This window comes from Bradyrhizobium sp. CIAT3101 (assembly GCF_029714945.1).
Lineage (GTDB): Bacteria > Pseudomonadota > Alphaproteobacteria > Rhizobiales > Xanthobacteraceae > Bradyrhizobium.
The window spans coordinates 1,508,504-1,521,909 of record NZ_CP121634.1; the positions used below are offsets into that span (position 1 = coordinate 1,508,504).

General features: G+C 62.3%; 10 protein-coding genes. 7 read left to right on the forward strand and 3 right to left on the reverse strand.

Translation table 11 applies throughout. From position 1 onward, the window contains the following. The first annotated feature begins 8 nt into the window (after window positions 1-8). The 7 genes from QA645_RS06895 (at window position 9) to QA645_RS06925 (ending at window position 8,275) form a co-directional block, all read left to right on the forward strand. On the forward strand, window positions 9-1,196 hold the full coding sequence (locus QA645_RS06895; protein WP_283049114.1) for an acetyl-CoA C-acyltransferase: 1,188 nt from the start codon (window positions 9-11) through the stop codon (window positions 1,194-1,196). Window positions 1,197-1,217: 21 nt separating this feature from the next. Then, on the forward strand, window positions 1,218-2,228 hold the full coding sequence (locus tag QA645_RS06900) for a nitronate monooxygenase family protein (protein WP_283049116.1): 1,011 nt from the start codon (window positions 1,218-1,220) through the stop codon (window positions 2,226-2,228). A gap of 47 nt (window positions 2,229-2,275) precedes the next feature. Continuing rightward, the gene (locus QA645_RS06905) at window positions 2,276-3,436 is read left to right on the forward strand and encodes an iron-containing alcohol dehydrogenase (RefSeq protein ID WP_283049117.1); all 1,161 of its coding nucleotides are present in this window, start codon (window positions 2,276-2,278) and stop codon (window positions 3,434-3,436) included. Window positions 3,437-3,501: 65 nt separating this feature from the next. Further along, window positions 3,502-4,701, forward strand: coding sequence for an ABC transporter substrate-binding protein (locus QA645_RS06910; protein ID WP_283049119.1), 1,200 nt, complete (start codon window positions 3,502-3,504; stop codon window positions 4,699-4,701). A gap of 29 nt (window positions 4,702-4,730) precedes the next feature. Beyond that, the gene (locus tag QA645_RS06915; RefSeq protein WP_283049121.1) at window positions 4,731-5,537 is read left to right on the forward strand and encodes a glutathione binding-like protein; all 807 of its coding nucleotides are present in this window, start codon (window positions 4,731-4,733) and stop codon (window positions 5,535-5,537) included. Window positions 5,538-5,576: 39 nt separating this feature from the next. Beyond that, entirely contained in the window at window positions 5,577-6,278 is a 702-nt protein-coding gene (locus QA645_RS06920) for an SDR family NAD(P)-dependent oxidoreductase (RefSeq protein WP_283049122.1), read from the forward strand. A 1,160-nt stretch (window positions 6,279-7,438) separates the two neighbouring features. Then, on the forward strand, window positions 7,439-8,275 hold the full coding sequence (locus tag QA645_RS06925) for a DUF1194 domain-containing protein (protein ID WP_283053111.1): 837 nt from the start codon (window positions 7,439-7,441) through the stop codon (window positions 8,273-8,275). A gap of 61 nt (window positions 8,276-8,336) precedes the next feature. On the opposite strand, the gene QA645_RS06930 is transcribed toward QA645_RS06925, so the two are convergent. Genes QA645_RS06930 through QA645_RS06940 form a run of 3 tightly spaced genes read right to left on the reverse strand, consistent with a single transcriptional unit; the run spans window position 8,337 to window position 13,399 of the window. Continuing rightward, window positions 8,337-9,647, reverse strand: coding sequence for a nitrate/sulfonate/bicarbonate ABC transporter ATP-binding protein (locus QA645_RS06930; protein ID WP_283049124.1), 1,311 nt, complete (start codon window positions 9,645-9,647; stop codon window positions 8,337-8,339). Between the two features lie 15 nt (window positions 9,648-9,662). Next, window positions 9,663-11,399, reverse strand: a complete 1,737-nt coding sequence (locus tag QA645_RS06935) for an ABC transporter permease subunit (protein ID WP_283049126.1) — start codon at window positions 11,397-11,399, stop codon at window positions 9,663-9,665. 14 nt (window positions 11,400-11,413) lie between these two features. After that, window positions 11,414-13,399 (reverse strand): carbohydrate porin, encoded by a 1,986-nt coding sequence (locus QA645_RS06940; protein WP_283049128.1) that lies wholly within the window; start codon window positions 13,397-13,399, stop codon window positions 11,414-11,416. Window positions 13,400-13,406: the final 7 nt, after the last annotated feature.

A 13,406-nucleotide genomic window follows, 5' to 3' on the forward strand; every position in this document is an offset into this window, starting at 1 on the left:
AGGCAAGCATGTCAGTTGATGCAGTCATCGTTTCCACCGCGCGCACCGGCGTCGGCAAGGCCTATCGCGGCGCGCTCAACAACACCGACGGACCGACCCTGGCCGGCCACGTGATGGCCGAGGCCGTCAAACGGGCCGGCATCGCCCCCGGCGAGGTCGAGGACGTGGTGATGGGCTGCGCCATGCAGCAGGGCACCATGGTAATGAATGTCGCGCGCAAGGGCGCGATCCGGGCCGGCCTGCCGGTCACGGTGGCCGGTACCACCATTGATCGTCAATGCGCCTCCGGCCTACAGGCGATCGCGGTCGCCGCGCGCTCGGTCATGCTCGACGGCGTCGAGATCGCAATCGGCGGCGGTATCGAATCGATCAGCTTGGTGCAGAACGATCACATGAACCGCTTCCACGCCGTCGACGACGAGCTGATGGCGATGAAGCCGGAGATGTATATGTCGATGCTGGAGACGGCCGAGGTCGTCGCCGAGCGTTACAAGATCGGTCGCGACAAACAGGACGAATACAGCCTCGAGTGCCAGCGCCGCGTCGGCGCGGCCCTTCAGGGTGGCCGGTTCAACGACGAGATCATTCCGTTCACGACCAAAATGGCCGTGGTCGACAAGGACACCAAGCAGGTCAGCTACCAGCAGGTCACGCTGGCCAAGGACGAAGGCCCGCGCCCGGATACGACCGCCGAGGGCCTTGCGAAGATCAAGCCGGTGTTCGAGGGCAAGACCATCAGTGCCGGCAACGCCAGTCAGCTCTCCGACGGCGCCTCGGCTTGCGTCATCATGAGCGATCGGATCGCGGCCCAGAAGGGGCTGAAGCCGCTCGGCATCTTCCGCGGTTTCGTCGCCGCCGGCGTCGAGCCCGATGAGATGGGCGTCGGTCCGGTTGCCGCGATCCCGCGGCTCCTGAAGCGCCACAATCTGAAGATCGACGACATCGACCTCTGGGAGCTCAATGAAGCCTATGCGGTGCAGGTGATCTATTGTCGCGACAAGCTCGGCATCGATCCTAACAAGCTCAACGTCAACGGCGGTTCGATCGCGATCGGCCATCCCTATGGCATGACCGGATCGCGCCTCACCGGCCATATCCTGATCGAGGGTCGGCGGCGCAAGGCAAAGTATGGCGTTGTCACCATGTGCATCGGCGGCGGCATGGGCGCCGCCGGCCTGTTTGAAATCGTCCATTGATCGGAAACGCGGGAGATCTTCGTGAAGACAGCAATCACTGAACTGTTTAGCATCCAGCACCCGATCATCCAGGGCGGCATGCACTATGTCGGCTTTGCCGAACTCGCCGCCGCCGTGTCCAATGCCGGCGGTCTCGGAATCATCACCGGCCTGACGCAGAGGACGCCGGAACTGCTGGCGAAGGAAATCGCGCGCTGCCGCGACATGACCGACAAGCCGTTCGGCGTGAACCTGACGTTTCTGCCGAGCTTCACGGCGCCGCCTTATCCGGAATACATCGCCGCGATCAAGGAAGGTGGCGTCAAGGCGGTCGAGACGGCCGGCCGCAGCCCCGAGCAGTACATGCCGGCGCTCAAAGCGGCCGGGATCAAGGTGATTCACAAATGCACCTCGGTGCGGCACTCGCTCAAGGCCGAGAAGATCGGCTGCGATGCGGTGAGCGTCGATGGCTTCGAGTGCGGCGGTCACCCTGGTGAAGACGATATCCCCAACATGATCCTGCTGCCGCGCGCCGCAGATGAATTGAAGATCCCGTTCGTGGCGTCGGGCGGCATGGCTGATGCGCGGAGCCTCGTCGCGGCTCTGTCGATGGGCGCGGCCGGCATGAACATGGGAACCCGCTTCGTTGCCACCAGGGAGGCGCCGGTCCACGACAACGTCAAGCAGGCGCTGGTCAAGGCGACAGAGCTCGACACGGTTCTGGTCATGCGCGCATTGCGCAACACCGAGCGCGTGCTGAAGAACAAGGGCGTCACAGAACTGCTTGAGATCGAGCGCGAGAAGGGCGCGAGCTTGAAGATCGACGACATCCACGAGCAGGTCGCTGGCGTCTATCCCAGGGTGATGGTGAACGGCGAGATGGATGCGGGCGCCTGGAGCTGCGGCATGGTGGTCGGCCTGATCAAGGACATCCCGACGGTCAAGGAATTGGTCGACCGGATCATGAGGGAAGCGGAGCAAATCATCCGCCAGCGCCTGACCGGCTTCCTGGATGCGACGATCGACGACACGCCGGCGCGCGCCGTCGCCTGACGGCCTCATGCGGGAACGTCTAACAACAACATCGATGGGAGGAAGGCATGCTGGTCGCGGGCGCTTATCAATACCCGACGATGGAATCGGTGATCTACGGCAAGCCCGCGGCCGAGGCCTTGCGTGAGGAAGCGGAGCGGCTTGGCGCCAGGCGCGTCTACCTGATCGTCAGCCGTACGCTGAACAGCAAGACCGATGAGATCGAAAAGATCTGGAAGGGCCTCGGCGAACGCCATGCCGAGACGTTCGACGGGGTTCCGCAGCACACGACACGCGAAGCGGTGGTGCAGATCGCAAAGCGCGCGACGGAAGCGAAGGCCGACCTGGTCGTTGCCATCGGCGGAGGCTCGGTGGTCGACGCGGCGAAGATCGTGCTGATGTGCATGGAGCACGAGATCTTCGAGCAGGACGGGCTTGACGGCTTCGAGACTACGCCGGAGCGACGCTTCGGTCAGTTCCGCACCCCCAAGGTGCGGATGATCGCCATCCCCAGCACGCTATCCGGCGGCGAGTACAATTCCGGCGCACTGGTCACTGATACCCGCCGCAAGCTGAAGCAGATCTTCAACCACCCCATGATGATGCCGCGCAGCATCATTCTCGATCCCGCCATGACCAGATATACGCCGGAAAAGCTCTGGCTCGGCTCCGGCACGCGGGCCATGGATCACGGCATTGAGGCGATCTGTTCGAGCCGTCCCAATGTGCTTGTCGACGCGGTGTGTCAGCAGGGGTTGCGCTATCTGCATGATGGTCTCGGGCGCACCAAGCGCGATCCCGACGACGCGGCGGCGCGATTGAGCTGTCAGCTCGGCTCGTGGCTGTCGGCCTTCGGCTTGCAGGCGCGGGTGCCGATGGGCGCGAGCCACGCCATCGGTCATGTGCTCGGTGGTACCTGCGACGTACCGCACTATTTCTGCACGGCCGTGATGATGCCGAGCGTGTTGCGTTACAACCGCCCTGCCACGGAAGCTGCTCAAAAGACGGTCGCAGCGGCGCTCGGCGCGCCGGGACGCGACGCCAGCGAGGCCTTCGCGGGGTTCATCGCGGAGCTAGGCCTTCCCAGGACGCTCGCCGAGGTCGGCGTTGCCGAGGATCGTTTCGAGCTGATCGGGAAGAACGCCATGCTCTCGATCTTTACGCGCGCCAACCCGCAGCCGATCCGCGAGCCCGGCGATATCGTCAAGATTCTGAAGTTGGCCGCCTGAGCCGACCGAACAACAAGCGTCAAGCCTGCGATGGGCGAGGCGCGTCAACATTGGAGGAATGCGCAATGTTTAGGAGCATCCGGCTAGGCTGTGCGCTCTTGTTTGCTATGTCGGTCTCGTGCTGGGCAGGTGACACGCCCGGTGTCACGGCAACGTCCATCAAGATCGGCGGGATATTTCCCTTGAGTGGACCGGCCTCCTCGATCGGCCAGACCGGGCAGGGCGTACGCGCTTATGTGCAATCGATCAACGATCGCGGTGGAATCAACGGGCGCAAGATCGACTATATCATGCTCGACGATGCCTATAGCCCGCCAAAGGCATTCGAGCAGGCGCGCAGGCTGGTGGAGAGCGACGAGATCGCCTTTATGTTCAGCCAGCTCGGTACAGCGGGAAACTCCGCCGTGGCAAAATACCTCGCTGCGAAACGCGTGCCGACGATCGCGATCGTGACCGGCGCGAGCAAATTCACCAGCGTCAAGGACTATCCGCTGACGACCACGGGACTTGTCAGCTACGACACCGAGGGAAAGATCTACGCAAGATATCTGCAGCGCACCTTGCCCGCCGCGAAATACGCGATCCTGTTCCAGAATGACGATCTCGGCCGTGACTACGTGAACGCGTTCAAGACAGTGCTGGGTGCCGATTTCGACAAGCGCGTGGTGACGGCCAGTTACGAGGTGACAGAGCCGACAGTCGACTCGCAAGTGGTCACGCTCAAGAGCTCAGGCGCGCAGGCGCTGTTCATCGCGGGGACGCCGAAATTTGCCGCGCAGGCGATCCGCCGCGCCGCCGAGAGCGGTTGGAAACCGACAATCTTCATCAACTTCCCTTCGTCGACGATCGCGGGTACGCTCAAGCCAGCGGGATTGGAAAACGCGATCGGCGTGATCGTGGGAACGCCGAACAAAGATCCCAGCGATGAGAAATGGGCGGATGATGAGGGCGTCAAGGTCTATCGCGCCTTTTTCGAACGATATCTGGCCGGATCCGATATCAGCAACACCAGCTATCTGACCGGGTACCAGCAGGGCATGGTGCTGGAACAGATCCTCAAGCAATGCGGCGATGACCTTTCGCGCGAAAACATCATCAAGCAGGCGAAATCGTTGAAGAACCTCTCGCTGCCTACGGCGCTGCCCGGAATTCAGATCAACACCAGCGCCAACAACAACATGATCTGGACGCAACTGCAGCTCCAGCGATGGACGGGCACCGGTTGGCAGCAGTTCGGTGAAGTTCTCGACGGGAGTTCAGAGTAGGTCACAAGGTTCGTTAGGAGCGATACACGATGGCTGATCTGCGAATATTCTCCTATCTGCCGAACCCGCGTGTCTGGAAAGCGACCATCGCGGCCCGGTTCTGCGCCGTGGATGTCGAGGTCAGGGGAGCGTCGGCCAAGGAGTTGAGAGACTGGCTATGGGATTATGATGCGCGTCCCCTGGCCGACCACGAGCGTCAATCGCTATCGGCCCTTGCGCGTACGGGGCGGGTCGGGCTGACTGGTGCACAGCTTTTCAAGACTGACGCGTTCCTTGAAGCGCAGCCCTTCGGCAACGTGCCCGCCGCTTTCGGGGCGGACAGCAAGACCGGTATTTTCGAGTCGAACAGCATCATGCGAGCGGTGGCGCGGCTGGGTGAGGCGGCGTTCCCGCTCTATGGGCGTGATGCTTACGAAGCGTCCAGGATCGACAGCTTTCTGGATGTCAGCCTCGTCTTCGCCAGAGATACGCAGATCTATCTGCTCGCGCTGTCGGACGGCACGGTGAATGCTGCGATACACGCCCGCGCCAAGGAGGCCTTTGCTATCTATGCCTCGGGACTGGAACAGGCGTTGTCTCCGCGACGCGATACGCTGGTGGGAGAAGGCGTCACGCTCGCGGACATCTGCTTTGCCGCCGAGCTTGCATTGTTCATGAACGAGCATGCGCGGGCCAGGCAGTTGAGCGAGCATGGGCTCGATAAGATCCTGCATCCGGCAATCGAAAACGTCTATCCATTGGTGTTCGCGCACTTCGCGCGGCTGGTCGATCACGAGAACTTCAGGCCGGACCTCAAACCGTATGTCGAGAAATTGGTCTCAAAGGCGGCGGCCTGAAGGGAAGGGCCGTCCGCTCCAACCAGGAGGTTTAATCGCATGACCGCGCCCGTTTGCCTGATAACGGGCGTTGGACCCGGCACGGGTTCGGCGCTTGCCAGACGATTTGCCGAGGGCGGCTACCGCGTGGCGCTCCTCGCCAGGAGCGAGGAACGTCTTGTCGCGCTCGAGAAGGAGCTACCGAACGCGCGGGGGTATCGATGCGACGTTTCGGATCCGGCACAGATCGAAGCAGTCGCCAGCTCCGTGGAACGCGAGCTAGGCCAACCTGGCGTCGTTATTCACAATGCAGTTGGCGGAGCTTTCGGCACGTTTCGGGAGATCGATCCGCAAATTCTCAACCGGAACTTCCAGATCAACACGATGGGGCTGCTGTATCTGGCGAGGCGCTTTGCGCCGGCGATGGTCAGCTCCGGTAAAGGTGCCATCGTCGCCACCGGCAATACGTCCGCACTCCGGGGCAAGCCCGGTTTCGCCGGCTTTGCACCGACCAAGGCGGCGCAGCGGATTCTCGCCGAATCGATGGCGCGCGAGCTTGGGCCGCGAGGGGTCCACGTAGCCTACGTAGTCATTGACGCGGTGATCGACCTGGAATGGACGCGGAAACGTTACCCGGAGCGCTCTGACGACTTCTTCATCAAGCCGCGGGCGATCGCAGAGGAGATCTGGCACGTCGTTCACCAGCCTCGCAGCGCGTGGTCATTCAACGTGGAGCTGCGGCCCTTCGGAGAAAACTGGTAGTCGCAGCGTAGAACGTTACGAAAGCGGGTAGTTCGCCGCCAAGATGGCGGGGAAGTGACCTCGCCAGATCGAACAACAGGCAACGTCCCGCTGCCGGCGGGCGGTGGGACCGTTGCAGCATTACTCCTTCGCGGTGGCAGCTAGCGAAGCGGGCTTTCCATACGCGCCGCCGGGTTCGCCGACCTGGCGATCAGCAAGCTGAAAGCCGCCTAGGTAGATCACACCGAGCGCGAATACCGCGGTTCAGAGATTCCGAAATCGAACCTGCCGTCGCTGCTTGGGGTGGTCGCACGCGCCGTCGTCTTGCGCGTCATCTGCTCAATTCGTTCGGAATAGCGAAATTCGCCGCGAACGGCTGTTCTCCCAACTACCGCCAAAAATACCGACAACACGCACGGCTGGAGCGAACTTTTGCGCGTGTTTTCAATGTGCGTTGAGAATTTTCCCGAAAATCTGGAATCGAACCAGCATTGTAAGATATTGTTATTATTGATGTTTTCGTCTTGGTGCCCCTGGCCGACGATCAACTAATACCATAACTATATGAATTCAAATCTATTTTTGTCGTCTACTCCCACCGATACCGACAGAAATACCGACAGCCTGACGCGCGGGATGAGCTGAAAAAAATTTTAGCGGGGCTCCCCGGCGATAGGCTCGCCCCATGCCGTTTCCATCCGCGCAACCGCCTCGCCCGGAATCGAACCCCGGCTGCAAACCTCTGCGCGATCGGTTCTGCTTCGTCCGATTTGTCCGCTACGGCGCGCTGCAGTGATCTGGCGTGCGAGATTGACGCCGAAATCGCCGATCGCGCGACGCTGATCTGCTGGACTTGCAATGACAATGGCAGGCCAATGTCCGACAACATTGAACGAGGTGTGAGGACTTTGGCTCGGCGACGACCACCCCGATGCGCCGTCGGCCACGCCGTCGGAGAGACCGCGTTCGGCGGCGATGAACGGATGGCGGGGACGACGGTCAGACAGCGTTCAGGGTCGCTTCGGTCGTCTTGATCTTGCCGATGATGTCTTGGTCTCATGCGGGTCGAGCGAGTGGTCCGTCCAAGATATATCCCGGGATCGTGAATTGGTGAGATGCACCTTCCGCTTTCCGCGAAGGGCGGTGCATGTCACCATCATATGCAACGCGGAGGTCCACTTATGCAGGCTCGGTGGGGCGTCTCCATTGGACCGCTTTTTATAGCGGGCCTACTCGCCGGCACCAGCGTTGCCGGTGTCAGTGGACGGCAGGAGGCTGCGGATAAGCAGGCTGCGCCCTCGGTCGATGTTGAACTGGTTATCGCGGTCGACGTCTCCTACTCAATGGACCTCGACGAATTGGCGGTCCAGCGGGAGGGGTATGCCCAGGCAATCGTATCAAAGGAATTCCTGCAGGCGCTGAGGGGCGGGCCGAACGGTAAGATCGCGATCACGTATTTCGAGTGGTCGGCCTTCAGTGACCAGAAGCTGATTATTCCCTGGCGGGTGATCGATGGGCCCGAGACGGCCGATGCCGTCGCCAACGAAATCATGCAGACTCCTGTCAGGCGAGGGTCACGCACGTCGATCTCAGGTGCCATTCTCTATGCGATGCCGCTGTTCGACCAGAACCCGAACCGTGGCCTGAGGCGCGTGATCGACATCTCCGGCGATGGTCCAAACAACAACGGACCGCCGATTACACCGGCACGTGACGAGGCGCTGGGAAAGGGTATCGTCATCAACGGCCTGCCGATCATGGTGAAGGAGCCGTCCTATTCGACGATGGATATCGACAATCTCGATTGGTACTACGAAGACTGCGTCATCGGCGGGCCTGGTTCGTTCGTGGTGGCAATCAAGGATCGCGACAAGTTCAAGGAAGCGATCCGGACCAAGCTGCTGCTCGAGGTCGCGGACCACCGTGACGTGCACAAGGTCGTTCCGGTCGCCGAAAAGGAGCCGCGGGTTAGCTGCCAGATCGGTGAACGGATCTGGCAGGAACGTTGGGGACGTTAGAGTCTGGTTCTGATGCGCCTCTTCATGCGGGCCAGTATTCACTTTATTCGAAGACCCACTTTTAGCCTGGATTTTCGAGGCTGAACGTCTCCGACTGCTCGTCATAAGCGAATAGCTCGCCATAGCGGGCCCACGATACGGCGGTGCGGAGTGTCTCGTCGGCGTCGTCCTCCGACATGTAGTCCTCGAGTTCGCTGCGGAACCGTGCGGCCGGTGCTGTGTGCGACGGGCGTTCGTCCAGCACGCGCCGGATCAACCCTGCGACGGGCACATAATTGACGAGGTGTTCTGCGAACAACCTCTTGCGCGCGTCGGTTTCCAGATGCGCAAATCGCTTGCCGGCATCCGTGAGCACCAAGTCACCCTCGCTGAGCTGGGCGAAGCGCAACAGTTGCAGGGATTCGCCGGGATGGAGGATCTCGTCAGCCTCCATTTGCAACTGGCCTGCCAGTACCGGCAAGTCGGCATGGCCGTCGTAGGGCGGCGCCGCGATGGTCTCGATCAGGCCGGACAGCACGTTGGAGGAGACGTGGTTCAGAACCATGCCAACCCCGGTGCCCGGAATGCCGTCGATAGACGTCGGCCGCGGCTCCGCGCGCTGGGTCATGCGCGCATAGAGCTGGTCGACGAGCTGCCGGAATGCCGGATCGAGCCGGTTGCGCGGATGCTGAAGCTCGACCTTGACCTCGGCGGCGACACGCCCCGGGTTCGACGAGAACACCAGGATTCGGTCGCACATCAGCACGGCTTCTTCGATATTGTGCGTCACCATCAGCACCGACTTGATCGGCAAGCGTCCTTCGATCCAGAGATCAATCAAATCGGTGCGCAGCGTCTCCGCCGTCAGCACATCCAGTGCCGAGAACGGCTCGTCCATCAGCAATAGGTCGGGATGCACGACCAGGGCGCGCGCAAAGCCGACGCGCTGGCGCATGCCGCCCGACAGCTCCTTGGGGTAAGCGGATTCGAATCCGTCGAGACCGATCAGGTCGATCGCCGACAGCGCGCGCTTGCGGCGCTCGGTGGCGTCGACGCCCAACGCTTCCAGCCCGAGTTCGACGTTCTGCAGCACGGTCAACCAGGGGAATAGCGCAAACGACTGGAACACCATGGCGACGCCGTTTGGCGGGCCTGCGATCGTTTCGCCGCGGCAGGTCGCATTGCCCGATGACGGCGCGATCAGGCCGGCGATGATGCGCAGCAGGGTCGATTTGCCTGATCCGGAGCGGCCGAGCAGGCCGACGATCTCGCCGGCACGGATCGTGAGGTCGACCTTTTCGAGCACCAACAGTTCTTCGCCGCTGCCCTTTGGAAACGAGCGGCAGACGTTACGGATATCGATCAGGGGAGATGTCTTGGGTTGGTCGAGCATGGACGATCCTCCTGATCAGCCGAGACGGAGCCGGCGTTCGCCGAACGCATAGAGCGGGCGCCACAGCAGGCGGTTGAACAGCGTCACCAGGACGCACATCACGACGATGCCGAGCACGACCTGTGGAAAGTTACCTGTCTCGGTGGCCTGCGCGATGTAGGCGCCGAGCCCGCTGGCGGTGAGATGCGTATCGCCCCAACTCGCCACTTCTGCGACGATCGAGGCGTTCCACGACCCGCCCGACGCGGTAATCGCGCCCGTGACGTAATAAGGAAAAATGCCGGGGAGCACGACCTTCATCCACCAGCGCCACCCTTTCAGATGGAAGCTCCCCGCCGCCTCGCGCAGATCGGTCGGGAATGCGGCGGCGCCCGCAATCACGTTGAACAGGATGTACCATTGCGTGCCCAAGATCATCAGCGGGCTCAGCCAGACGTTCGGGTTCAAGCCGAAGCGCACGATCAGCACGACGAAGACGGGGAAGGCGAGATTTGCCGGGAACGCCGCAAGGAACTGCGCGAGCGGCTGGATCCGCTCTGCCAGCTTTGGCCGCAGTCCGATCCAGACGCCGATTGGCACCCAGATCAGCGTTGCCAACGTGATGAGGACGACGACGCGCACCAGCGTGATCAATCCATAGCCGACAGCAGTGACGACGTCGGTGAGGCCAAGATTGGCGGACAGATACTGCGCGGCGATCCAGGCCGCATAGCCCGCAGCGGCGACGATGATCGCAATCCATACCACATCGATGGTGCGGGAGGATGGCGCGATCTTCGCGCGGGTCCGTAGCGCTGTCGGCATCCGGATGCGCAGGGTCGAAATCGCCTTGTTAGCTGCGGCGAGCGGGTAGGTGAGGGCGCGCAGCGCGCGCGTGCGACGAAACAGATCGAGCATCCAGGAGGTCGGCGCCTCGCCGGAGGCGGTCTGCTCGAAGCGGAATTTGTCAGCCCAGGCGACGATCGGACGAAACAGCAACTGGTCATAGGCAATGATGACGAGCAGCATCGTGACCAGGGCGTAGCCGATCGCAGGCAAGTTCTGCTGCTGGATCGCGAGCGCGACATAGGAGCCGACACCGGGCAGCGTCACTGTGGTGTTGCCGACGGTGATCGCCTCGGAGGCCACCACAAAGAACCAGCCGCCGGACATCGACATCATCGCGTTCCAGATCAGGCCGGGCATTGCGAAGGGCACATCCAGCCGCCAGAAGCGTTGCCAGCCCGAGAGGTGGAAGCTGGCGGTCGCCTCCTCCAGGTCCTTCGGCACGCTGCGCAGCGACTGGTACATGCTGAAGGTCATGTTCCAGGCCTGGCTGGTGAAGATCGCAAACACGCAAGCGAGCTCCGCGCCGAGCACCCGGCCCGGAAACAGGTTCATGAAGAACACGACGGTGAAGGTGAGGAAGCCGAGGATCGGCACCGACTGCAGGATGTCGAGCAGGGGGATCAGCACCAGCTCGGCTCGGCGGCTCTTGGCGGCGACGGTCGCATAGATGAAGGTGAAGACGGTCGAGCAGACGATCGCCAGCAGCATCCGCATCGTCGTGCGGAGCGCATAGAGCGGCAAATGCTGCGGATCGAGCGAGACCGGCGTATGCTCGAGCTCCGACAACGGCACCACGGTCTGCTCGCCGCCATAGACCATCAGCACCATCGCGCCGACCAGGAGCAGCAGCGCGATGAGGTCCCAGACGTTGGGCCAGAGGGCGCTGCGCCCCACGACGGCCGAACGGATATCCTGCAATGTCATCCGGTCGCCCTCCGTCAGAATTCGGCGTGCAGCCGGCCGGAGAAGACCGACACCGAACCGCGATCGGCGTTGTAGGCGGGGTTCGCGACGAACTGATAGTCGAATGTCAGCGTCGTCCAGGTGTTGAGCTTCCAGGCATAGTAGGCTTCGAGGATGCGCTCCGGGCTGTAGTTGAGCTGCCCGTCTCCGATCAGTAGGCCCGTGCCGCCAGCAGCAAGGAAATCGCGGTGCGCGGCGGAAAGCCCGTTGATGGCGCCGCCGATGCCGACCGTATCGTCGGGCCGCCCCCAGAAGCTACCCTTGACTGACAGGCCGCCGGACAGGCTGCGGTCGATGTCGGTGAACGACAGGATCTGGTTCTGGCCGTCATTCCAGCTCGCGCGGGCGAACAGCCCGACGTCCTTGACGATCTGCTGCTCGAGATTGGCATAGAAGCCGTATTTCATTCGGTCGCGCTGATTGGCGATAGTGATGTCGTTGATGTCGAGCGCCGGATTGACGGCCGCGATCGCGAGCACGTCGCGATAGTTCGCGGTATTGCCGCTATTGTAGAACGCGCCAAGGCGCAGCTTGCCGGGTTGATCGGCGATCGAGTGCCGTTCCTCGAATTCGATCACGCTGCCGCCGGTCTTGAAGGTAAGCACGTCGCTGTTGGGCGCCGATGGCACCTGGAGCAGGGCGGCACGCACCGCCCAGTCCTTGCGGTTAAGCTCGACCACGGCGCCGCGCGTGTAGCCAGGCAAATCGGCGGGGAAATCGTAGGCACCCGACGACCACATCGCCCAGTTCATGAAATCTGCACGCGGGTCTTTCGCGTAGGAATTGCCGTCAAAGAAGTCGCCAACCGCAAAGCGGCCGACAATAACGGTGATGCGGTCGATGTCGCGCTTGCCGGCAAGCTGGTTCGGCCCATCGGCGACGTCTTCCTGCTCGCCGCCGAGTCCGAAGGTCTGCTTGAGGTAATAACGCTGGGCGCGGATCTTCGGGAAGGCGGCACCGGCCTTCTGAGCTTCGCCGTTGGAGAAGCCGGCGAGGCCGAGCGTGCCATTGAGGCCGAAGCCCTGGGCAAGCTCCGGATTGAAGTAGACCTCGCCACCGTCCCAGAGCCGTGCACCGAGGAAAGCTGTCGTCGTCCAGGTCGCCTGCAACTGGCCGCTGCCGGGAAGGCTAAGCGGGCTCGCATAGGGCGAATGGATCGGCCCATAGCCCTGCGGCAGGACGGTCGTCTGCGCGTGGACGTTCCAGTCGGTGGATTCCGGCAGCTTGGTTTTGTCGCTGACGGACGCCATCCACGGCGTGTCGTCGAACTGATAGTTCAGCCCGAGCTTGAACAGGTGGATGCGCGGATCGGCGTCGACATTCGGCAATCCGAAACCGCCTAGATCGTAGGTCCGACGTGCCAGGTCGACATATTCGTACTCGGCCTTTGCGGTCCAATTGCCGCTGACCGCGAACTCCAGGCCGAGTCCCGCGGTCCAGCCGGTCTGGTAGTGGCCGACTGGGAACACGGCCGTAACGCCGTCGCCATCATTGACATTGATGTGGGTATGCCCCCAGGCGAAGCCGCCGGTCACGTAGGGCATGAATCGTCCGAACGCGTAGCCCATCCGGCCGCGCACCGTCCCGACATAATCGATCGTCGTATTGAAAGGGCTCGGCGCGCGCGCCAGTGCGGGGCCATCCACTGGACTGGTGAAGGTGGAATCCGCTTCAACGCCAAGCACGACGCCGTTGGCGAGCTGACGATTATAGCCAAGCTGATAGCCGCCGAGGAGTCCGGTCGCGCTGTGCGGCAGAAATACGCCCTGTTCGGGCAGCGGATTGGTCCCGGGCCCAAAGCTCGCGTCGCCATAGCCGAAGTGACCGCCGACATAAAATCCGGTCCAATTGTACAAGATATGTGCCGCCGGCGCCTTCAACGGCAGATCGGCTGCAGCCGCCGGGAGCCAATTGCCGGCGAGGCTTGCGCTCGCGATCGCCAGAATATGCTTCATGGTCATGCCCTGC